This window comes from Streptomyces sp. NPDC002701, from assembly GCF_042889045.1.
Taxonomy (GTDB): Bacteria; Actinomycetota; Actinomycetes; order Streptomycetales; family Streptomycetaceae; genus Streptomyces.
On sequence record NZ_JBIAQL010000017.1, the window covers coordinates 55,788 to 77,802 of the forward strand.

Genomic DNA, 22,015 nt, shown 5'->3' on the forward strand with positions numbered 1-22,015 from the left:
CCGCCTCGGCGGGTCGCCGTGGTGGGGCAGACTGCGGCGGATGAGCGCCCTTGCGTGGACCGCTGTCGGATCACTGGCTGCCTGGCTGTGGCTGCTGCTCGGCCAGGGCTTCTTCTGGCGTACGGACGTCCGGTTGCCGCCCCGCCGGGAGCCGGACACCTGGCCGTCCGTGTGTGTCGTCGTACCCGCGCGTGACGAGGCCGCCGTGCTGCCCAGGAGCCTGCCGTCGCTCCTCGCGCAGGAGTATCCGGGGCGGGCCGAGGTCTTCCTCGTCGACGACGGCAGTTCGGACGGCACCGGGGAGCTGGCCCGTGAGCTGGGCCGGCGGCACGGTGGGCTGCCGCTGACCGTCGGTTCGCCCGGGGATCCGCCCGCGGGCTGGACCGGCAAGCTCTGGGCCGTGCGGCACGGCATCGACCTGGCACGCGCGCGTGGACCCGAGTACCTGCTGCTCACGGACGCGGACATCGCCCACGCGCCGGACAGTCTGCGGGAGCTGGTGGCCGCGGCCGTCACCGGCGACCTCGATCTCGTGTCCCAGATGGCCCGGCTGCGCGTGGAGAGCGTCTGGGAGCGGCTCGTGGTCCCGGCGTTCGTGTACTTCTTCGCGCAGCTGTATCCGTTCCGGTGGATCGCCCGGAGGGGGGCGCGGACCGCCGCCGCGGCGGGCGGCTGTGTGCTGCTGCGGACCGCCGCCGCCGAGCGGGCCCGCTTTCCGGACGCGATCCGGCAGGCCGTCATCGACGACGTGGCGATGGCGAGGGCCGTGCAGGACTCCGGGGGACACATCTGGCTCGGGCTCGCCGACCGCGTCGTCAGTGTGCGTCCCTATCCGCGGCTGCACGACCTGTGGCGGATGGTCTCGCGCAGCGCGTACGCGCAGCTGCGGCACAACCCGCTGGTGCTGGCGGGCACCGTGGCAGGGCTCGCCGTGGTGTACCTGGTGCCCCCGGTGGCCCTCGTCGTGGGGCTCGCGGCGGGCAGCCGTACGGCGGCGGTGGCCGGGGCGCTGGCGTGGCTGACGATGACGGCGACGTACCTGCCGATGCTCCGCCACTACCGGCAGCCGCTCCTGCTCGCCCCGCTGCTGCCGGTCACCGCTCTGCTGTACCTGTTCATGACGGTGGACTCCGCGGTGCAGCACTACAGGGGGCGCGGCGCGGCCTGGAAGGGCCGCACCTACACGCGTCCCGACGCGGCGGCCGGGCCCTGAGCGGGCCCGGAGGCCGCCGTCCGGCTCACTTCCTGCCCGGGGTCCAGTTCATGCCCCACCCGTAGGCGTAGTCGACGGTGCGCTGCGGGCTCACCCCGCGGTCGGGGACGAGGAAGCGTGCCTCTCGCTGGACGACGAGGTCGTTGCCGGTGTTCGTGATCAGGGCGAGGGCACAGACCGTCGAGGGCACGGTGCACTCGCCGAGCGAGAAGTCGACGGGCGCGCCGTGCAGTGGCTGGAGGGTCACCGTGGCGTCGAGGTCGGCGAAGGAACGCGCCCCTTCGTAGATGGTCACGAAGATGAGGATGCGGCGGAAGTGCTGGGTGTGGTCGAGGTTGACGCTGAGGTTCTCGCCGCTCGACACCGCGCCGGTGCGGTCGTCGCCGTCGAGGTGCATGAACGGCGGCTGGTGCAGCGACCCGAAGGCGTTGCCCAGGGCCTGGACCACGCCCTTGCTGCCGTCGGAGAGTTCGTAGAGGGCGCACAGGTCGAGGTCGAGGTCCGCGTGCATGGCGATGGCCCGGCCCAGCTTGGCCTGCCATCCCGAGAACTGTTTGCGCACCGTCCAGTTGAGGTTCACGCGCATCACGCCGGAGGTGCCGCCCTGCTTGGTCAGCGAGACGGACGGGGCGTCCTTCGTGAGCGTGACCTTGGTCAGGCGTACGGGGGCGGCGGGCGGGGTGGGCGCCGCCGGAGGGGCGGGCGGCGGCGTCGCCGGCCGGGCGGCCGTGACCGGCGGGGCCGCGGGGGCCGGGGGCGGGGCCATGGGGGCGGGCGGTGCCGCCTGCTGGGGTTCGTCGACCGTGATCCCGAAGTCCGTGGCCAGTCCTTCGAGTCCGCTGCCGTAGCCCTGTCCGACGGCACGGAACTTCCAGGCGCCCTGTCTGCGGTAGAACTCGCCGAGCACGAACGCGGTCTCGACGCTCGCGCCCTCGCTGTCGAAGCGCGCGACCTCCGTACCCTGCTGGGCGTCGAGGACCCGGATGTAGAGCCCGGGGATCTGCCCGAACGTGCCGCCGTCCGAAGAGGCGGCGAGCACGATCGTCTCGATCGCGGGCTCGACGCGCGTGAGGTCGACGAGCAGGGTGTCGTTCACCTGCCCGCCCGCGTTGTTCTTGCCCTCGTAACGGACCGCGCCGGAGGAGTGCGCCGGCTGGTTGTAGAACACGAAGTCGGCGTCGGAGCGGACCTTCCCGGAGGCGAGCAGCAGCGCCGAGGCGTCCGCGTCGGGGACGCCGGGACCGGCCCGCCAGCCCAGTTCGACGCGGAGCCCGGTCGTCGGCACTGGAACATTCGAACCTTTAGGCATTGACATGTCCGCCCCCATCGGGTGTCCGCGAAGACCGCGTCTCGTCACGTTCGGTGGTTCTGCGCCAACTTAATCCCCCGAGCGGCGAACGCCCATGACCGGGCCGGTGCGATCGTCCGCCGACCCGCGGGTAACCCACCCGGAACTCGCCTTTTACACGATCCGAGCACGATCTGCTGCCCCTTTTCGCCAGTTTCACTCGGATTGGGGGCCTCGCGTCACTGCCGACACGGAAAACAACCCTCTTATCGGTCTCCCCAACCAGCACATCGTGGGCTTAACTTATGTTCCATGACCTCCCCCCGCTCCACCTATGGCGGCGGTTACTACTCCGCCTCCTTCCCGGACACCCCGATCTACGACTCTCTCGTGGCCGAGCGGGGCACCCCGCAGATCGCCCCGATCCGGGTCCCCGCGGCCTACGACACCTCGGGCAGCAACCTCCCGGCGCTCCCGTCCGCGCTGCCGGCCCTGCCCGCCGCACCTTCCCAGCAGGCTCCTTCGTACGCCTACCCGCAGGCCCAGCAGCCCGCTCCGCTGCAGCAGGCCGCGCCGTACATCCCGCAGCAGGGCGGCGCGCCGCGCGGCTACCCGGGCCAGCAGGCTCCTCAGCCGCAGCGCCCGATGACCGGCGGCACGGGGTACGAGGCCATGCGTCCCGCGGCGCCGCGTCCCGCCCCGGCGCCGTACCAGGACCCGTACAACAACCAGCAGTACCGGGGTTACTGAGGGCGATTCGGCGGAGGTCGTCCGTGCCCTGCGCCCCGCGGGAGGCCGTCGTGGAGCTGTGGGGTCCGGCGGGCGACCGCCGCTGGATGCCCGGCGAGGAGAACGACGAGTACGGGGCCGTCACTTGACGCACGCGGTCACGCGCGGCGTCGATCGCCGCCCGGCCCCTGGCGGGCGGCGCGCCACCGCTGTCCGCACCCGGCCGTGAGCCGCTGACCGGCGCCGTGCGCCCGGTGCCTCTCGACGACCTGCCACGCGCGGGTCCGTCGGCCCCCGGTTCGCACGGCCGGGCGGGACCGCCGGCTTCGCGCACGACCGCAGCCCGCCTCCCCCGACGCCCTGGACGCCCGCGACGCGGCGGGCGGGAACACGGGGGCCCGGCACGGGCGTTGGGGCTGTGGGAGAAGTTCATGGATGACCGGCGGGAGAGGTGAGGTCGCGCTCTCCTGCCCGGCACCGCGCGTGAACGGCTCCGGGTGGGGAGTCGTCACGGACGCGGAGGGGGTGCGGAGCGGTGCGGGCCATCAGGGGGATCCGGCGCTGGCGGCACAACCCGCTCCGGCGTACGACGGACCTCGTCGAGGCGTGGCTGGCGCTGGGGGCGCTGGTGCTGATCCTCGTCGCCGCGCCCCTGACCGGTCTGCTGGTCGGACGGCTCGCCGAGGACGCCCTGCAGCGGTCCGTGCGGGAGCAGCGCGAGAACCACCACTCCGTGGTCGCGACCGTCGTCAGGAGAGCGGACCGCACTCCGCTCGACCCCGATCCGGAGACGGCCACCGGCCGGGACTCCCACAGCCGGGTGCTCGCCCGCTGGACGGCGCCGGACGGCACCGCCCGGCGCGGCACGGCCATGGCGGCCCTCGACGCCCCGCGGCGCGGAGACCGCTTCGCGGTGTGGACGGACCGGAGCGGCCGCATGGTGGGCCGGCCGCTGGACGCCGCGACCGCGTCGACGCACGCCGTGCTGGCCGGTGTCGGTACGGCCGCCGCCTGCGCGGGTGTCGTCGAGGGCGCCCGGCGCCTGGTGCTCTGGCGCATGGTGCGGCGCAGGTACGAAGGCTGGGACCGGGCCTGGTCCCGGGTGGGCCCGGACTGGGGCAGGACGGGCACGGGCAGCTGACAGCCTTCTCCGCTCCGGTCAACCGCGCGGCTCCGCGCACGCTACGGTGGACCGGCCGAGGTGTTCGGCACCGTCGTGAGAGGCTGTTTCCCGTTCCGCGCGAGCCGAGTTGAAACGGCCGGTCACCGGGAACACGGCTTGTCAGGACCCGCGTACGACGAGGTGGGGGCACAGCAGCGCCATGGCACAGGGCACGGTCCAGGTGACGCACACCGGCACGTCGCGGTGGCGGCGCCGCACAGGTGAGTACGCATCGCTCGCCGCCGCCCTGGAGGCCGCGGCCGACGGTGACGTGCTCACCGTCGCGCCCGGGACCTACCGGGAGAACCTCGTGGTCCAGCGGGCGGTGACGCTGCGCGGTCCCGAGGGCTCGGCCGGTTCCGTGCGTATCGCGCCCGTCGACGGAGTGCCGCTGACCGTGTGCGCGTCCGCCGTGGTCCAGGACCTGCTCGTGGAGGGCCAGGACTCGGCCGCGCCCGCGCTGCTCGTCGAGGAGGGCACGCCGGAACTCATGGACATCCGGATCGTCACCCGGTCCGCCGCGGGCATCGAGGTGCGCGGCGGTGCCCGGCCGACGGTGCGGCGGTGCACGGTGGACAATCCGGCGGGCGTCGGCATCTCGGTACTCGACGGCGGGGGCGGGGTGTTCGAGGAGTGCGAGGTCGTGGCGGCCGGCCAGTCGGGCATCTCGGTGCGCGGCGGCGCGCACCCGCGGCTCGAGCGCTGCCGGGTGCACCACACCGCGGGCGCGGGCCTGTCGGTGACCGGCGAGCAGTCCGCCCTGGAGGCGGTGGGCTGCGAGGTGTACGAGGTCAGGGGCAGCGGCGTACAGATCTCCGCGCGGGCCACGGCGCATCTCACGGACTGCGACGTGCACCGGACGACGTCCGACGGCGTCACGCTCGACACGGACGCCGTGCTGACGCTCGCCGACTGCCGTATCCACGACATCCCGGAGAACGCGGTCGACCTGCGGTCCCGCTCGATCCTCACCATGACCCGCACCACGGTGCGCCAGTTCGGGCGCAACGGGCTCTCCGTCTGGGACCCCGGGACCCGCGTGGACGCCAACCAGTGCGAGATCCACGACAGCACGGGTGACTATCCGGCGGTGTGGGTCAGCGACGGCGCGACGGTCGTCCTCGACTCCTGCCGGGTGCACGACGTGCCGGACGCCCTGTTCGTGCTGGACCGCGGCTCGCGCGCCGACGTCGTCGACAGTGACATCTCGCAGGTCCGCAACACGGCCGTGTCGGTGAGCGACGGCGCCACCGCGCAGCTCGACGACTGCCGGATCAGGGACGCGGCGACGGGCGCCTGGTTCCGCGACCACGGCAGCGGCGGGACGCTCTCCGGCTGCACGGTGGACGGCACGCAGACGGGTGTGATCGTCACCAAGGGCGCCGACCCCACCATCGAGCGGTGCACCGTCACCTCGCCCGCGGAGGCCGGTTTCTATGTGTCGGCCGGTGGCCGCGGCAGCTTCCACGGCTGCCGGGTGACCGGCAGCGGCGGCTACGGCTTCCATGTGATCGACGGCTGCCGGGCGACGCTGAAGAAGTGCCGTACGGAGCGGTGCGCGCGCGGTGGTTACGAGTTCGCCGACGCCGGCGGTGACCAGGCGTCCGGCACGGGACCCCTGGTCGAGGACTGCACGAGCGACGAGAGCGCCCATGTGCGGCCCCCGGCGCCGGAGACCGCCGTACAGACCGCCGGCTCGTCCTCCGGTCTGCTGGGGACGATCCCGGGGCAGCGCGTCACCGAGCAGGAGCCGCTGGTCGCCGCGTCCGAGCCGGCGCGGCCCGCGCGCACCTCGGAGGCGGTGCTCGGTGAGCTGGACCTGCTGGTGGGCCTCGACAGCGTCAAGCGCGAGGTGCGGGCCCTCACCGACATGATCGAGGTGGGCCGGCGCCGTCAGCAGGCGGGGCTCAAGGCGGCCTCCGCCCGCCGTCACCTCGTCTTCACCGGCTCCCCCGGCACCGGCAAGACGACGGTCGCCCGCCTCTACGGCGAGATCCTGGCCGCCCTCGGCGTCCTGGAGAAGGGGCACCTCGTCGAGGTGTCGCGGGTCGACCTGGTCGGCGAGCACATCGGGTCCACGGCGATCCGTACGCAGGAGGCGTTCGACAAGGCGCGCGGCGGTGTCCTGTTCATCGACGAGGCGTACGCGCTGTCGCCGGAGGACTCCGGGCGCGACTTCGGCCGCGAGGCGATCGACACGCTGGTGAAGCTGATGGAGGACCACCGGGAGGCGGTGGTCGTGATCGTCGCGGGCTACACGGCCGAGATGGAGCGCTTCCTCACGGTCAACCCCGGTGTGGCGTCCCGTTTCTCACGGACCATCACCTTCCATGACTACGGTTCGGAGGAGCTGCTGCGGATCGTGGAGCAGCAGGCCGACGAGCACGAGTACCGGTTGGCGCCGGGGGCGGCGGAGGCACTGGTCAAGTACTTCACGGCGATCCCGAAGGGGCCGGCGTTCGGCAACGGCCGTACCGCGCGCCAGACCTTCGAGGCGATGGTGGAGCGGCACGCGGGGCGGGTCGCCCAACTCCCCGAGCCGAGCACGGACGACCTCACCCTGCTGTACGCGGAGGACCTGCCGGAGCTTCCCTGAGGCGTCACGCCGGCGAGGGCTGCGTCCGGGGGCCCTGCGGTTCGTCGGGCCCGGAACGGGGGTCGCAGCACGGGCGGGGTGCCGGGACGCCCGGTGTGAGCCGGGCGAGCAGCCTCTCCCGTTCCTGGGCGAACGCGGGGTCCGCCTGGTAGTCCGAGTGTCCGAGGATCGGTGCGGGCAGCGGATGCTGCTCGGTCCGGCCGTACGCGAGCGGGTCCTCCAGTGCCTCGCGGTCGACCTCGGGGCCGCAGTCGCCGGCCAGCCGCACGGGACCGCCGATGGGGTCGGTGGCCCGGTACAGGTTGCGCCAGCAGTCGACGTCCCGGTGCAGGCTGCTGAGCGCGGCGGGCCCGAAGTGCGCCGGGAACCACCGCCCGTACAGCCGCTCCAGCGGTGAGCCGTAGGTGAGCAGCGCGACCCGCCTGCGGACCGACGGCTTGAGCTGCCAGGCCGCGGCGGCCGCGAGGACGCTGCCCTGGGAGTGGCCGGACAGGACGAGGCGGCCGCCGGTGGCCTTGGTCCAGCCGACGATGCGCCAGGTCAGGTCGGGCACGGCGCGCTCGGCGTAGCAGGGGGGCGCGAAGGGGTGGGCGGCGCGCGGCCAGAACGTACCGACGTCCCACAGGATGCCGATGGTGCGGCGGGCGGTCCGGTCCTTGTAGGCGCGGCGGCCCCAGGTGACGAACAGTATGAAGCCGACGCCGATCAGCCAGGAGCCGAGCGCCTGCGCGGTCTCGGCGGCGCCGCGCACGACGGGGTACGTGCCGTCGGCCGCCCGTGCCGGGGTCTCTCCGGTGGCCAGGGCGCCGGCCAGTGCCAGGCCGCCCAGGACCAGTGTCACGACGGAGGTGACACCGACGATCCGGGGTGCCCGGTCGGTGAGGGCGGCCATCGCGCGGATGCTCGCGATACGGCGGGTGGTGGTGGCGTCCTTGGCCTCGTTCGCGTAGGCGCGGTCCACCGCGGCCGTCTCGGTGCGGCGCAGGACCAGGGTGCGCCGGGCCAGCCAGCCGACGAGGGCGAGCAGGACCAGCAGCAGCGGCGGGATGACGGACGCCTGCCAGGTCAGCAGCACGGGCGGGCCGGGGATGGTTCCGCCGGTGCCGTCCAGCCAGTCGGCGACGCGCTGGGAGACGCCGCCGGACATCACACCGCCCAGGGCACAGGCCAGCATCGCGACGGCGGGCCCGGCCAGGCCCCGCATCGCGGTACGCGGGTCCGGGTGTGCGCGGTACAGGACATGGGCCACGACGCCGAGAGCGATCACCAGCAGGCACTCGACCAGTGCGAGGGTGCCGAAGGTGGCGTCCCCGGGCAGCCGGTGCTCCGACCGCCAGTCCGGGCGCGACCAGCCGGCGTGGACGAGGGTCAGGGCGAACACGGCGAGCGAGGCGAGGGGGAGCACGCGCACGAGGGCCGCGTCGAGCTGCCGGTCGACGAAGTGCTCGCTGCGGCCCCGGCTGCAGACCACCCACAGCACAACGGCCGCGCCCAGCACGAGCGTTGCCTGCAGGAGCCAGCCGAGCACGTCAAGGGCGGCCGGCCCGCCGGCCTCGCGGTCGTGACGTGCGGCGGCGGTGACGACCGCCGCGGCGATCGTCAGCAGGGCGGCAGAGGTGTGTGCCACGCGCAGGCGGGCGACCAGTCGGCGTCCGTACCAGAAGCCGGGGCGGCCGAGCCCCGCTCTGCTGGTCTCCTCGTCCGGCTCGGTCTCGCGTTCCATCGGCTGCTGGGACTCGTACGCGCTCCAGGTGCGGTGCGAGAGGTACCAGAGGAGGGCGGTGAGCGCCGCGGGCACCGACGAGGCGAGGGCGAGCCGGCGGCCCGGCTCGCTCCACCAGCTGTCGTCCGAGACCGCCGGGGACAGGAAGCCGAGCCAGGAGTGCGCCTCGGCGCACGAGCGGGTGCCCGCGCACTGCCAGGCGGTCAGGTCGAGGGCGACCTCGCAGGCCGCGGCGACCAGGAGCACCGTGAGGGTCAGTCCGGCGAGGCGTACGAGCAGGCCGTAGAGGCGTACCGCCCGCTTGCGGTTGTCGCTCACCGTGGGCCGCATCCAGTGGGCGAGGTTGACCACCATGAAGGGCAGGAGCAGCAGCCACAGGGCCCGGGAGCCGTTGCCCGAGGTGAGATTGCACCAGACGTACGCCTCGGGGACCGGTCCGCCCCGGTGCTCCTCCGGACGCCGCGCGGCGTCCTCCTCGGCCTCGGCGTCATCGGCCCGGCGGAAGACCGCGGCCGTGTCGTCGCCGGCGATCCGGACCGTGCGCGGATCGTTCAGCATGTCCTGGGGCGTCGTGCCGCCGACGCCGTGCACCAGGAGTTCGAGTGCGGTGTCGGCCGCCGGCCGACGCTCGGAACCGTTCGTCCCCTCGGTCGGGGCGTGCCCCTGCAGACGCTCCACTGTTGTCTTTCCCCCGTGCTCCCCGTACGACATGTGTCATGTCCAGTTACAAGCATCCTCTCCGCCGGGCCTGCGCGCACCGGCGGTCACGGAATCTCCCCGATCCGTGTGACAGCGCCGGACACGAGGTGGCAGCGTGACGTGTGCGCGTCGCCACAGGCAGTGCGCGACCTGCGGTGACCCGTGCGAGGATGGGGCGTCCCGCGGTCCGGAGGTGAGGGGGATGTCCTTGTCGGATGGGGTTCGGGAGCAGGTCGGGCGGGTCGAGGCGAAGGGAACCGGAGCGGACGTGAGTGAGAATCAGAACCTCCTCGCGGAGCAGCGGCGCGCTCTGATCCTGGACGAGGTCCGCCGGCGCGGCGGCGTCCGTGTCAACGAACTGACCAGAAGACTCGGTGTGTCCGACATGACGGTCCGCCGCGACCTGGACGCGCTCGCCCGCCAGGGTGTGGTGGAGAAGGTGCACGGCGGCGCCGTCCCGGTGGTCGAGGCCAGCACCCACGAGCCGGGTTTCGAGGCCAAGTCGGGTCTGGAGCTGACGGCCAAGGAGGACATCGCGCGGGCGGCCGCGGCGCTGGTGGCGCCGGGTACGGCGATCGCGCTGTCGGGCGGCACCACGACGTACGCGCTCGCCCATCAGCTGCTCGACGTGCCGGACCTGACCGTGGTGACCAACTCGGTGCGGGTGGCCGACGTCTTCCACTCCGCGCAGCGCACCTCGGGGCAGCGGCAGGGCGCGGCGACGGTCGTGCTGACCGGCGGGGTGCGCACACCGTCGGACTCGCTGGTGGGTCCCGTCGCGGACCAGGCGATCGAGGCGCTCCACTTCGACGTGCTCTTCCTCGGGGTGCACGGCATATCGGTGGAGGCGGGCCTGTCCACGCCGAACCTGGCGGAGGCGGAGACGAACCGGCGCCTCGTGCAGTCCGCGCGCCGTGTCGTCGTGGTGGCGGACCACACCAAGTGGGGGACGGTGGGCCTGAGTTCGTTCGCCGCGCTGGACCAGATCGACACGCTGGTGACGGACGACGGGCTGCCCGCCGAGGCGCGCTCGGAGATCTCCGAGCATCTGCGCCGCCTGGTGGTGGCGGGCGAACCCGACTCCGACTCCGACGCCGAGTCCGGTTTCCCCGCGGACAACTGACGAGTCGTCCGTTGCGGTTGCCGGTGCCGCGTCGAGCCGGGGGTGGCGTCTGACTCACCGGCTGACGGGACGCCGGGTCGGCACGCCCGGACGCGACGCACGGGACAGCCGGTCGGCGCACCCGTGCGCGGCGGCGCGCGCAGCCGTCAGTCCGGCCAGACCCCGGTGGCCAGGAACGCGTCGATGGTGGCCGCGTAGGGCGCGATGTCCAGCCCCTGAGCGGCCAGCCAGTCGTCCGAGTAGTACTTGTCGAGATAGCGGTCACCGGGGTCGCACAGAAGCGTCACGACGCTCCCCGTGCGCCCCGCCGCCGCCATCTCGGCCACGATCCTGAGCGCGCTCCACAGGCCCGTGCCGGTCGAGCCGCCCGCCTTGCGTCCGATGGCCTGTTCCAGGGCCCGGACGGCCGCCACGCTCGCCGCGTCCGGCACCTTCATCATCCGGTCGACGGCTCCCGGCACGAAGCTCGGCTCCATGCGCGGCCGTCCGATGCCCTCGATGCGCGAGCCGCAGTCGGTGGTGACCTCCGTGTCGCCGGTGGTCCAGCCCTCGAAGAAACAGGAGTTCTCCGGATCCGCCACGCAGATACGGGTGTCGAACTGCATGTAGTGCACATAGCGCGCGATGGTCGCCGAGGTGCCGCCGGTCCCCGCGGTGGCGACGATCCACGCGGGCTCGGGATGGCGTTCCAGCTCCAGCTGACGGTAGACGGACTCCGCGATGTTGTTGTTGCCGCGCCAGTCCGTCGCCCGTTCCGCATAGGTGAACTGGTCCATGTAGTGACCGCCGGTCTCGGCCGCGAGGGCTGCGGACTCCGCGTACATCGTCCGCGGGTCGTCGACGAAGTGGCACTGTCCGCCGTGGAACTCGATCAGCCGGCACTTCTCGGCGCTCGTGGTACGGGGCATGACCGCGATGAACGGCACCCCGATCAGCCCGGCGAAGTACGCCTCGGAGACGGCCGTGGAGCCGCTGGACGCCTCGATGACGGGCCGGCCGCGGCGGATCCAGCCGTTGCACAGGCCGTAGAGGAAGAGCGAGCGGGCCAGACGGTGCTTGAGGCTGCCGGTGGGGTGGGTGGACTCGTCCTTGAGATACAGGTCGATGCCCCAGTCCTCGGGCAGCGGAAAGCGCAGCAGATGGGTGTCGGCCGATCTGTTCGCGTCGGCCTGGACCTTCCGTACGGCTTCTTTGAGCCAGTGCCGGTATGCCGCGTCGCTGTGATCGACATCGAGTGTGGCGGTCGGCTCGTACGGGCGGGCCTGCTGCGGGGTGGTCACGGCGGGGCTCCTTCCAGGGTGCGCCGACGCCGGGTCACATGGTCGGACGCCTCGATCATAGGCACCTTCGGCATGCCTCCTCACCTGCATAAACACTCCTTTGGGCACCTCAAAGGAACCGCTGGTGCCGTCGGTCACGCAGGGCCGGGGGGCGCATTCGCGTGAGTGCGCCGGAGGGCATGTGCCACGCCGTGATGCGCACTGGTGCTCGACGCCCGACGCAGGCAGACTGCACGCACAGGACGCCGATCCCGGCGGGAAGCACAGAGAACGGGATCCGCGCCCGACGCACGAGGACACGACGAGAGACGACAGGGACGCGACGGGGTACCACGGGGCACCACGAAGCACGACCGGAGCGCACAAGGGGCGGAGCACATGGCGGAGCCGGAGTTCACAGCCACAGGCGTGCGGATCGGCAGGAGGCTGCGTTCGCTCACCCGGGCCGGGCAGGTCCGCATCAGCGACGGCAGACTGGAGCTGCTCACCAGTTACGGCAGTGAGATCGACAGCGCGCCACTGCGGGCGGTCAGGGCGTCCAAGCCGTGGTTCGCCCACGAGGACCGGGCGCTGGCGGACGTCAACGGCACCCGCTATCTGCTCACGCTGGGCGACCACGACCCGGCCCCCGGGGAACCCGGCCCACCGGCGGCCCGCCGGTTCATCGAGGCGGTGCGCGACGCGGCCGTGCGCGATGCGTCAGGGCGCGATGCGGGGCGCGGGCGCTGAGAGCGCCGCAGGCCGTCACGCGCCCGGCCCTTGAGAACACCGTGAGTTGCGGGCCCGCACCTCTTGGGTCACTCTGTTGTCACGTCACTCTGGGTTTACCGGCGATAACGCTGCGAACCAGCCCGCCGGCCATCGACAGCAAAGCGGCCGGCGCGCGCAGGCAGCCCGCTGGATCCGCACTCGTCTTCTTCCGGACCTCAATTCGGGGAGCCGCAGCGTGATCAGCCAGCCAAGCAGGCATTGCACGGTGGAGCTCCATGCTCTGCCCTCGCGGATCGGCCAGGTCCGCAGAATCGTATCTGCGCAGTTGCGCTACTGGCATCTGGATCCGTTGATAGACCGGGCCGCACTCGGTGTGACCGAGCTGCTGACCAACGTCCATCTGCACGCCCGGCCCGACAAGCTGTGCACCGTCGAGATCGAGCTGCTGCTCGACCAACTCACGGTCTCGGTGCACGACCGTGACCCCCGCCTCCCCGAGGTGCGGGACGCCACCTCCTCCGCGACCTGCGGACGCGGCCTCTCGATGGTCGCCGCGGTGAGCGAGAGCTGGGGTGTGCGGCCGAACGGCGAGTCGGGGAAGGTCGTGTGGTTCACCCTCGCGGCTCCCTCCCCCGCGGCGGCGGCCCTGCCCCTCTGCCCGCCGTACGCGGCGGTCGTCGAGGCACCCGTCCGCGGTTTCGCCGAGGTGGAGCAGGTCGCCGACGCGCTCCAGAAGAGTCACGCTCCCGCCCGGTCGGCCGTTGCAGGCTGACCGGGCGGTGACAGTGGTCCTCGTGGCGGCCTCCGCGGACGCCGTGCTCATGCCGCGCCGCTCCCGCCCGGGTGTCCGAACCGCTCGTCCGCGCTCTCCGTCCCGAACCGCTCGTCCAGGACGGAGAGGCGGCGCCGGCACTCGTCCTCGTCGATCGCGCCCGAGGCGAGGCACCGCCCGCGCAGCGCGATCGGCGAGTCGCCGGCCGGGCGGGCCCGTCGCGGGCCGTGCCCGCCGCCCCGGTGCGCCAGGGGTCTGAGCAGCCGAACACCTCGCCCCTGCTCCCACAGAGGTGTGCACAGTGCCGCCGGCCGTCCGATATCTCGACTCTGTACCTACTGGTATGTACAGTGTGGGCGTGAGCACTCCGGAGCGACTGATCGAGGCCACCCGCGAGCTGCTGTGGGAGCGCGGGTACGTGGGCACGAGCCCCAAGGCGATCCTGCAGCGGGCGGGCGCGGGCCAGGGCAGCATGTACCACCACTTCACGGGCAAGCCCGATCTGGCTCTCGCGGCGATCCGGCGTATGGCGCAGGAGCTGCGTACCGCCGCCGAAGGGATCCTCGGCGGGCCCGGATCCGCGTACGAGCGGGTGGACGCCTATCTGCGGCGCGAGCGTGACGTCCTGCGCGGCTGCCCGGTCGGACGGCTGACGATGGACCCGGACGTCATCGGAAGCGACGAGTTGCGTGGCCCCCTCGACGAGACACTGGACTGGCTGCGCGAGCGGCTCGCCGGAATCGTCGAAGAGGGTCAGGAGCGGGGCGAGTTCGCGTCCTCGCTGGACGGTGAGGAGATCGCAGCGACGATCGTCGCCACGGTCCAGGGCGGCTATGTGCTGGCTCGCGCGTCCGGCTCGACCGCCGCCTTCGACACGGGGGTGCGCGGCCTGCTGTCCCTCCTCGCGGTCGCCTCGCCCGACTCCCCCGCCTCGCCCCGTCCGCCCGCGCGCACGGACGTCTAGACCCGCCGGGAGGCGCACCGATGCACGCGATGCAGTACGAGATCACCCTGCCCGCGGACTACGACACGGGCATCGTCCGGGACCGGGTGGCCCGCGTCGGACATCTGCTCGACGACTGGGACGGGCTCGGTCTCAAGGCGTACCTGCTGCGGGAGCGCGGCGTGGACGGCTCGCCGGTCAACCAGTACGCGCCGTTCTATCTGTGGGACACCGCCGAAGGCATGAACTCCTTCCTGTGGGGGCCCGGTTTCCAGGGGCTCGTGAACGACTTCGGCCGCCCGGTGGTGCAGCACTGGACGGGCCTCGCGTACGAGGACGGGGGCGCCGCGGGTGCCGTACCCGAGGTCGCGGTACGCCGGCGCGTGCGCGTTCCCGAGGACGTGCCGCCCGCCGAGGTGGTTCAGGAGGCCGTCGGCGTGACGCGTCGGCTGGCCGCGCTGGACGGGGTCGTGGGTGCCGCGGCCGCCGTCGATCCGCGCCTCTGGGAGGTCGTGCACTTCTCCCTCTGGGTCCATTCCACGCCCAGGACGACCGGCGAGACGTTCCGCGTGCTGCATCTGTCGGCGCCGGGGCGTGACCGGCTGCGGCGGGGTCGGCACTGGTGAGTCCGGGGCCTGTGACCTGTTCGGCGCGCTCGGCCCGCTTGGCTTGTTCGGTTCGTTCGGCCCGGCGCCGGAAGGGGGCGGGCGCGCGGGGTTCAGGCGTGGGTGAGCGCCGTGATCGGGTCGTCGAGCACCGGCTGCCACGCCAGTTCGGCCGCGCCCACCAGGCTGTTGTGGTCCAGCGTGCAGGCCAGGATGGGGACGCCTCCGCTCTGTCCCCAGAGGCTGCGGTCCGCCACGACGGCCCGCAGCCGCTCCGGATCGGTGTCGAGGAGCGTGCGGTGCAGGCCGCCGAGGATGATGCGGTCCGGGTTGAGGATGTTGACCAGACCGGCCAGACCGAGGCCCAGCCGGTCGATCAGAGCCTCGACGGCGGTGCGTACGGTCGGATCGCCGTAGTGGTCGCGGATCAGCTCGTTGGCCTGCTGGAGCAGTGACACCTCGGGGCCGGGGTCGCGGCCTGCCGCCGTCAGGAACGCCAACGGGTCCGCCTCGACGTCCAGGCAGCCCCTGCTGCCGCAGTGGCAGGGACGGCCCTCCGGGCTCACCGTGAGGTGGCCGACCTCCAGCGCCAGGCCCGAACTGCCCGTGTGCAGACGCCCGTCGAGCACCAGCGCACCGCCGACCCCCCGGTGTCCGGTCGCCACGCACAGCAGGTCGCGGGCACCGCGGCCCGCGCCGTGCCGGTGTTCGGCGAGCGCGGCGAGGTTGACGTCGTTGGCGGCGAACGCCGGACCGGTGATGCCGGCCGCGCGGACGCACTCCGCGAAGATCTCCCGCACGGGCGCCCCGGCCGGCCAGGCGAGGTGGAGCGGGTTGAGGGCGGTGCCCTCGGGTTCGGCGACGGCGGACGGGACGGCCACCCCGGCACCCACACAACGGCGTCCGGTCTCCCGCAGCAGTGCGGCGCCCGCCTCCACGACCGAGCCGAGCACCTTCGCCGGGTCGGCGTCCACCGTCTCGCAGCCGGGGGCGGTGGCCACGATCCGGCCGCCGAGGCCGACCAGGGCGGCCCGGAAGCCGTCGGCGTGCACCTGGGCGGCGAGGGCGACGGGCCCGTCCTCGGCGACTTCCAGGCGGTGCGAGGGACGGCCCTGCGAACCGGCGGCCGCGCCGGGGCGGGCGTCGACGCGGATCAGACCGAGCGCCTCCAGTTCCGCGGCGACCGCGCCGGCCGTCGCGCGGGTGACGCCCAGCTCCGCGGTGAGCACGGCGCGGGTCGGCGCCCGTCCGGTGTGCACGAGTTCCAGCGCGGGTCCGAGCGCACCCCGCCCTCGGTCCAGCCGTGTCCTGGTGCTTCCTTCTCCCACCGCTGCGGGGGCCGCATCGCCGCTCATGAGGGCGAGTCTCCCATGATCCGGACGCCCGGTGACCGCCGGTGACCGGCCGGTGTCCGGTCAGTCGGCGGGGAGGCCGCTCACGCGCAGGGTGAGGTTGAGGCGGCCGGTCAGGCCCAACTCGGGCGGGGCCGTGCCCGCGTGGACGCGCGGCACGCCGTGGTGGGCGAGCCGGGACGGGCCGCCGAACACGAACAGGTCACCGCTGCGCAGCTCCACGTCCGTGTAAGGGCGGCCCCGCGACGTCACGTTGCCGAAGCGGAAGACGCAGGTGTCACCGAGGCTCAGTGACACCACCGGGGCGTCGGACCTCTCGTCGCTGTCGCGGTGCATCCCCATACGGGCGTCGGCGTCGTAGAAATTGATCAGCGCGATGTCGTAGGCGTACGCGGGTGACGGGTCCCCTGCTGTCCCGGCCCCGTCCCCATAGGCGTCCCGCGCCGCCCGGCGCCCCAACTCGCCCAGCCAGGCGGGGAACGGTTTCACGGGCGCCCCGTCCCCGTCGACGACCGTGGACGCGTAGCCGTACGGATACCAGTGCAGGCCGAGGCAGACCTGCCGGGAGGTCATCGTGCCGCCGCCGGGGGTACGGACCGTGCGCAGCCCGGCGGGCGGGCGGGCCCAGTCGCGGCAAGCCTCCAGCAGCTCCTTCTGGCGCCCGGGCGGCAGCCAGTCCGGCACGTGTACGGCCCCCGGCGCGACCTCCGTACGGCCCCTGGGAAACAGTTCGGCGTCCATGGCTCCCATCCTCGCGCACGGCCCGGCGCGCGTCGGGCGCGGCGCTCCCCGGGCCGCCGATCCCCGCCGATCCCCGCTGAGCTGCGCCTCAGCTAGCCTGGACCCGATGACCGACCGTATGACGACCCCCTCGGCCGAGCTGATGCTGGCGCGCTTCCCCGAGGACTCCCGTGACCAGCTCCGTGCGTGGGACGCCTCCGACGAGTACCTGCTCCGGCATCTCGCCGAGAGCGGCCGGGCGCTCGACGGTACGGTCGTCGTGGTCGGTGACCGCTGGGGCGCCCTCACCACGGCCCTGGCGGCCCACGGGCCGGTGCAGATCAGCGACTCGTTCCTCACCCGGGAGGCGACCCGCGCCAATCTCGCGCGCAACGGCGCCGACCAGGACTCCGTGCGTCTCCTCACCACCCAGGACGCGGTGCCCGAGCGGGTCGACGTGCTGCTGGTGCGCGTGCCGAAGAGCCTGGCGCTCCTGGAGGACCAGTTGCTGCGCCTGGCGCCCTCCGTGCACGAGGGGACGGTCGTCGTCGGCACCGGCATGGTCAAGGAGATCCACACCTCCACGCTCAAGCTGTTCGAACGGATCCTCGGACCGACCCGGACATCACTGGCCGAGAAGAAGGCCCGGCTCATCTTCTGCACGCCGAATCCAGGGCTCGCACGGCCGGCGAACCCGTGGCCGCTCCGGTACACGCTGCCCGACGGGATCGGCCCCGTCTCCGGCCGTACCGTCGTCAACGAGGCAGGCGTCTTCTGCGCCGAGCGCCTGGACATCGGCACCCGGTTCTTTCTCCAGCACCTGCCGTACGCGCGCGGTGCCGGGCGGGTCGTGGACCTGGGCTGCGGGAACGGCGTGGTCGGTACCGCGGTTGCACTGGCCCGCCCGGAGAGCGAGGTGCTGTTCGTGGACGAGTCGTACCAGGCGGTGGCCTCGGCGGAGGCGACGTACCTGGCGAACATCGACGACACCGCGCAGCACGGCAAGGCGGAGTTCCGCGTCGACGACGGCCTGGAGGGCATCCCGGAGGCGAGCGTCGATCTGGTCCTGAACAACCCGCCCTTCCACTCGCACCAGGCGACGACCGACGCCACGGCGTGGCGGATGTTCAGCGGGGCGCGCCGGGCGCTGCGGCCGGGTGGCGAGCTGTGGGTGGTGGGCAATCGGCACCTCGGCTACCACGTGAAGCTGCGGCGCCTCTTCGGCAACAGCGAACTGGTCGCGAGCGACGCGAAGTTCGTCGTCCTGAAGGCCGTCAGGTCATAGCCGGCAGCCACGTCGTCCCCGACCGGCAGGTCGGCCGGCGCGTCCACGCCCGCGTCGGCGACGAACGAGCGGGCCTCGGCGGGGTCGGTACGGGCGCCGACCACTCATGCCGGGTACGCCCGCTCCGGAACCGTTCGAGATCGACTTGAGGGTGCGTCACGTCCCCCTGCGTGAGGCACTGCCGACGGTCCGGGATGGCAGGATCGACCGCGCGGTGAGCGCCGCACTCGTGAGGGCCGTCGCGTTGGAGGAGCAGACCGTATGACACGTGGGCGGAGTGGGCGGGGAGGGGACGCATGGCCGACGTCGTCGAGTTGATCTGTTACCCCGTCAAGGGGTGCGCGGGGACATCGATGGGCGAGGCGTCGGTGACGCCCGCCGGTGTGGCCCACGACCGCAGTTTCATGGTCGTCAGTGAAGCGGGCGTCTACCGTACGCAACGGCGTGATCCACGGCTGGCCGTGATCCGGCCCGACATCACCGCCGACGGCGACCGGCTCACGCTCCGCGCACCCGGACACGGGTCCGTGGAGGTGGACGTGGACACCTCCGGGGCCCGGCGACCGGTCGACCTGTTCGGAGCGGCGTACCAGGGCATCGACCAGGGCGAGCCGGTGGCCGGCTGGCTGACGCGGGTGCTCGGCGCCCCCAGCCGGCTCGTCCGCGTGCCGCCGGAGCACCGACGGGTGACCGACGGCAGGATTCCGGGCACGTCCGGCTACGCCGACAGCTCCGCCCTGCACGTCATGTCGCGCTCGACCCTGGACCTGCTGCACCGCAGACTGGCCGACCGTGGTGTGCCGCCGCTGCCCATGGACCGCTTCCGGCCGAACATCGTGGTCGACGGCTGGGACGAGCCGCACACCGAGGACCGCGCCCACCTCCTCACCATCGGCGGGACGGAGCTGGGATACACGAAGCTCGCCATCCGCTGTGCCGTGACCATGGTGGACCAGGGGACGGGAACCGCGGCGGGCCCGGAGCCGCTCCGTACCCTGGCCGGTTACCGCCGGGCGGCCGAGGGCGGAGTCGCGTTCGGCGCGAAGTTCGCCGTCCTGCGGACGGGCAAGCTGTCGGTCGGTGACGACGTGCTCGTCGGCCGGTGGGGCGAGTCCGAGCTCCGGCCCGGTTCATAGCCCGGCGCGGGCTTCGCCACCCGGCCGCCGGCCTGCCCCCGCGTGTCCGCGGAAACGGTAGCGGCGCTCGGGCCTCCCCGCCGCTCCGTAGCGCAGGCTCACGTCCGCCCTGCCGATGCTGTGGAAGTGCTCCAGGTAACGGCGGGCGCTGACGCGGGAGATACCGGCCAGGGTCGCGCACTCGGCGGCGGACAGGGTGTCCTCCGCGGTCCGGAGCGTGCGTTCGATCAGCGCGGCCGTCTCCACGCTCATCCCCTTGGGCAGAGTGCCGGCGGCCGGGCCCGGCACGGCCGCGCCGGCCAGCACCCGGTCGACGTCGGCCTGGCCGTGCACGACTGTGGCGAGCAGGCGCCCGCGCTGGACGGCGTAACGATCGAGGCGGGCGCGCAGGTCCTCGAACTCGAACGGTTTGAGGAGGTAGTCGACGACCCCGTGGCGCACGGCGCCACGGACCGTGTCGGCCTCCCGTGCCGCGCTGATGACCATGACGTCGCAGTCGTGCCCGGCGGTACGCAGCCGGGGGATCACGTCCAGGCCGAAGAGGTCCGGCAGATACAGGTCGAGCAGGACGAGGTCCGGGTGGAGTTCGTCGACGGCGCGGGCGGCCTGTTCGCCGGTGCTGGCGACACCCACGACGCGGAACGGCTCGACGCGCTCGACGAAGGCGCGGTGGACGCGGGCCACCATGAAGTCGTCGTCGACCACGAGCACGTCGATCGTGCCGGTCCCTCCGGCCCCGCCGGTCCCGTCGGTCCCACCGGTCGCCCCGTTCATCGTGTCGCTCCTTCCGCCACCGCGTCGGCGAGGTGGCTGACGGTCATGCGTGCGGTGAACATCGCCCCGTCGGGGGTGTTGGTCACCGAGATCTCACCACCGTGACGTTCGCAGACCAGACGGGTGAGCGCCAGGCCGATCCCGCGCTCGCCCTCCTGCGCGGCCTTGGTGGTGAAGCCGTGCGAGAACACCTCCCTGGCGACCTCGGGTGCCACCCCGGGCCCCGAGTCGCGGACCACGATCTCCACGCTGGAGGCGTCCTGCCGCAGTTCGACCTCCACCCACGCCTGTGGGCCGTCGGGAGCGTGGCCCTCGGCGCCGTGGCTGTCGGGCGCGCGGCCGGCGGCCGCGACGGACGCGGCGTCCACGGCGTTGTCGACGAGGTTCCCGACCACCGTCGCCACGTCGGCGGCGTCCTCCGGGGTGAGCCGGTCGAGGGCGGTCCCGTCCGAGATGCGCAGGCTGACCTTCCGCTCGGCCGCCAGGGAGGACTTCGCCATGAGCAGTGCGGCCACGGCGGTGTCCCGGACGCGGCGGCTGAGGGTGACGTCCAGCGACTGGCGGCGCTGGTTCAACGCGCGGATGTAGTGCACGACTTCGTCCTGCTCGCCGATCTGGATGAGCCCGGAGATGGTGTGCAACTGGTTGGCGAACTCGTGGGCCTGGGCGCGCAGCAGCTCGGAGGAACTGCGGAAGGAGCCGATCTCCCGTTCCAGCCGCGCCAGTTCGGTGCGGTCGCGCAGGGTGGTCACCGAGCCGAGGGGGCGGCCGTCCTTGACGACGGTCATCCGGTTCATCACGAGCACCCGCCCGTGCCGGACGACGACCTCGTCACGTTCACCGTGTCCACCGGGTTCACCGGGTTCACCGGGCTCGAAGCTCTCGTCGTTCCTCGCGCCCTCCCGCCCGTCCGCCGCCCCGTCCCGTTCTCCCGCCAGGACGTCCCGCAGGCGGCCCTCCACACCGAGTTCGGCGAGGCTTCGGCCCACGCAGTCCGCGGGGAGGTCGAGGAGACGCCGGCCCATGTCGTTGACGAGGGTGAGCCGGAGCTGCGGGTCCAGGGCGATCACGCCCTCGGCGATCCCGTACAGCATCGCCTCGCGGTGCTCGGCGAGGCCGGCGATCTCCCGGGGTTCCAGGCCGAGGGTCTGCCGTTTGACGCGCCGGGCCAGCAGCCAGGAGCCGGCCAGGCCGAGCCCGCTGGCGATCCCCAGGTAGGCGAGCAGGTACGAGGACGCCCCGCTCAGCCGCTGCCACACCGTCGGGTCCGCCTCACCGATCATGACCGTGCCGAGGTGCTGCCCGAGGTTCTCCTGCGTCGCACCCAGTACGGGCACCTGGGCCACGAGTTCGCGGCTGCCGTCCAGCGTCAGCGAGCCGGACCAGCCGCGTGCCTCGGCGACGCCCTCGCCCAGGGGCAGCAGGGCTCCGATCGCCGTGGGGTCGGTGGAGCTGACGATCCGGCCGTCGGCGTCGGCCACCGTCACCGAGGTGACCCCGGACTGCGTCTGTGTGGAGTTCACCAGCGGGGCGAGGGCTCTCTGGGGCGCGGGCCGTACCAGCTGGCTGCGGGTGAGGGGGTTGGCGGCGAGCTGCTCGGCGAGCGCGATGACCCGTCGGCCCTCGACCCGGTTGAACGTCGCCTCCGACTGCGCGAGGGAGACCGCGGCGACGGCCAGCAATACCACCACCACGATGGCGAGCTGCAGCACGAGCATCTCGCCCGCGAGGGTCTGGCGACGGAAGGCGGCCACGACGGACTCAATCTCTCGTGCTGACACGGCACCGAACGGCTCAGCTGCCGGTCGCACCATAATGGCCCGCGCCAGGGCCCGGTGACGAGAGCCAGAACGCGAGCCGGTCCCGGGGACGCGGGTGCCGGATCCGTGGGTGACACAAAGACC

Annotated in this window: 18 protein-coding genes; 11 read left to right on the plus strand and 7 right to left on the minus strand. The window is 73.0% G+C overall.

What is annotated here, in order from left to right; genetic code table 11:
• Window positions 1-40 precede the first annotated feature (40 nt).
• The gene (locus ACFYXC_RS31865) at window positions 41-1,213 is read left to right on the plus strand and encodes a glycosyltransferase (RefSeq protein WP_389555517.1); all 1,173 of its coding nucleotides are present in this window, start codon (window positions 41-43) and stop codon (window positions 1,211-1,213) included.
• Between the two features lie 25 nt (window positions 1,214-1,238).
• On the opposite strand, the gene ACFYXC_RS31870 is transcribed toward ACFYXC_RS31865, so the two are convergent.
• The gene (locus tag ACFYXC_RS31870) at window positions 1,239-2,522 is read right to left on the minus strand and encodes a TerD family protein (RefSeq protein WP_389555519.1); all 1,284 of its coding nucleotides are present in this window, start codon (window positions 2,520-2,522) and stop codon (window positions 1,239-1,241) included.
• A gap of 291 nt (window positions 2,523-2,813) precedes the next feature.
• Here ACFYXC_RS31870 and ACFYXC_RS31875 point away from each other — a divergent pair, with 291 nt between their 5' ends.
• The 3 genes from ACFYXC_RS31875 (at window position 2,814) to ACFYXC_RS31885 (ending at window position 6,988) form a co-directional block, all read left to right on the plus strand.
• Entirely contained in the window at window positions 2,814-3,251 is a 438-nt protein-coding gene (locus tag ACFYXC_RS31875; protein ID WP_388910255.1) for a DUF6643 family protein, read from the plus strand.
• 514 nt (window positions 3,252-3,765) lie between these two features.
• On the plus strand, window positions 3,766-4,371 hold the full coding sequence (locus ACFYXC_RS31880; RefSeq protein WP_389555521.1) for a hypothetical protein: 606 nt from the start codon (window positions 3,766-3,768) through the stop codon (window positions 4,369-4,371).
• A 181-nt stretch (window positions 4,372-4,552) separates the two neighbouring features.
• Complete coding sequence (locus ACFYXC_RS31885; RefSeq protein WP_389555523.1) at window positions 4,553-6,988, plus strand: right-handed parallel beta-helix repeat-containing protein; 2,436 nt, start codon at window positions 4,553-4,555, stop codon at window positions 6,986-6,988.
• 4 nt (window positions 6,989-6,992) lie between these two features.
• Here the strand turns inward: ACFYXC_RS31885 and ACFYXC_RS31890 are convergent, their stop codons facing one another.
• Window positions 6,993-9,422 carry a hypothetical protein gene (locus tag ACFYXC_RS31890; RefSeq protein WP_389555524.1) on the minus strand — a complete coding sequence of 810 codons (2,430 nt, stop codon included), beginning with the start codon at window positions 9,420-9,422 and terminating at the stop codon, window positions 6,993-6,995.
• A gap of 256 nt (window positions 9,423-9,678) precedes the next feature.
• Between ACFYXC_RS31890 and ACFYXC_RS31895 the strand changes: the two genes are divergently transcribed.
• The gene (locus tag ACFYXC_RS31895; protein ID WP_388910243.1) at window positions 9,679-10,533 is read left to right on the plus strand and encodes a DeoR/GlpR family DNA-binding transcription regulator; all 855 of its coding nucleotides are present in this window, start codon (window positions 9,679-9,681) and stop codon (window positions 10,531-10,533) included.
• A 146-nt stretch (window positions 10,534-10,679) separates the two neighbouring features.
• Here the strand turns inward: ACFYXC_RS31895 and ACFYXC_RS31900 are convergent, their stop codons facing one another.
• Window positions 10,680-11,813, minus strand: coding sequence for a PLP-dependent cysteine synthase family protein (locus tag ACFYXC_RS31900; protein ID WP_388910240.1), 1,134 nt, complete (start codon window positions 11,811-11,813; stop codon window positions 10,680-10,682).
• A 378-nt stretch (window positions 11,814-12,191) separates the two neighbouring features.
• Here ACFYXC_RS31900 and ACFYXC_RS31905 point away from each other — a divergent pair, with 378 nt between their 5' ends.
• The 4 genes from ACFYXC_RS31905 (at window position 12,192) to ACFYXC_RS31920 (ending at window position 14,865) form a co-directional block, all read left to right on the plus strand.
• The gene (locus tag ACFYXC_RS31905; protein ID WP_388910237.1) at window positions 12,192-12,542 is read left to right on the plus strand and encodes a hypothetical protein; all 351 of its coding nucleotides are present in this window, start codon (window positions 12,192-12,194) and stop codon (window positions 12,540-12,542) included.
• A 217-nt stretch (window positions 12,543-12,759) separates the two neighbouring features.
• Entirely contained in the window at window positions 12,760-13,296 is a 537-nt protein-coding gene (locus ACFYXC_RS31910; protein ID WP_389555527.1) for an ATP-binding protein, read from the plus strand.
• A gap of 343 nt (window positions 13,297-13,639) precedes the next feature.
• Complete coding sequence (locus ACFYXC_RS31915) at window positions 13,640-14,260, plus strand: TetR/AcrR family transcriptional regulator (protein ID WP_389555529.1); 621 nt, start codon at window positions 13,640-13,642, stop codon at window positions 14,258-14,260.
• Window positions 14,261-14,280: 20 nt separating this feature from the next.
• Window positions 14,281-14,865, plus strand: coding sequence for a DUF4865 family protein (locus tag ACFYXC_RS31920; protein ID WP_389555531.1), 585 nt, complete (start codon window positions 14,281-14,283; stop codon window positions 14,863-14,865).
• Window positions 14,866-14,957: 92 nt separating this feature from the next.
• On the opposite strand, the gene ACFYXC_RS31925 is transcribed toward ACFYXC_RS31920, so the two are convergent.
• Together ACFYXC_RS31925 and ACFYXC_RS31930 are read right to left on the minus strand one after the other, a co-directional pair.
• Window positions 14,958-16,199, minus strand: coding sequence for an ROK family protein (locus tag ACFYXC_RS31925; RefSeq protein ID WP_388910222.1), 1,242 nt, complete (start codon window positions 16,197-16,199; stop codon window positions 14,958-14,960).
• Between the two features lie 60 nt (window positions 16,200-16,259).
• Window positions 16,260-16,937: an alpha-ketoglutarate-dependent dioxygenase AlkB family protein gene (locus ACFYXC_RS31930; protein ID WP_389555533.1), complete on the minus strand. Its 678-nt coding sequence runs from the start codon at window positions 16,935-16,937 to the stop codon at window positions 16,260-16,262.
• A gap of 106 nt (window positions 16,938-17,043) precedes the next feature.
• On the opposite strand from ACFYXC_RS31930, the gene ACFYXC_RS31935 reads away from it, so the two are divergent.
• Both ACFYXC_RS31935 and ACFYXC_RS31940 read left to right on the plus strand, forming a co-directional pair.
• Entirely contained in the window at window positions 17,044-18,201 is a 1,158-nt protein-coding gene (locus tag ACFYXC_RS31935; protein ID WP_389555535.1) for a methyltransferase, read from the plus strand.
• Window positions 18,202-18,497: 296 nt separating this feature from the next.
• Window positions 18,498-19,337 (plus strand): MOSC domain-containing protein, encoded by an 840-nt coding sequence (locus ACFYXC_RS31940; protein WP_389555537.1) that lies wholly within the window; start codon window positions 18,498-18,500, stop codon window positions 19,335-19,337.
• Here the strand turns inward: ACFYXC_RS31940 and ACFYXC_RS31945 are convergent.
• Window positions 19,332-20,111 (minus strand): response regulator, encoded by a 780-nt coding sequence (locus ACFYXC_RS31945; RefSeq protein ID WP_389555539.1) that lies wholly within the window; start codon window positions 20,109-20,111, stop codon window positions 19,332-19,334. The genes ACFYXC_RS31940 and ACFYXC_RS31945 overlap by 6 nt on opposite strands.
• The gene (locus ACFYXC_RS31950; protein WP_389555649.1) at window positions 20,108-21,829 is read right to left on the minus strand and encodes an ATP-binding protein; all 1,722 of its coding nucleotides are present in this window, start codon (window positions 21,827-21,829) and stop codon (window positions 20,108-20,110) included. Before ACFYXC_RS31950 ends, ACFYXC_RS31945 begins: the two co-directional genes overlap by 4 nt.
• Between the last annotated feature and the right edge of the window lie 186 nt (window positions 21,830-22,015).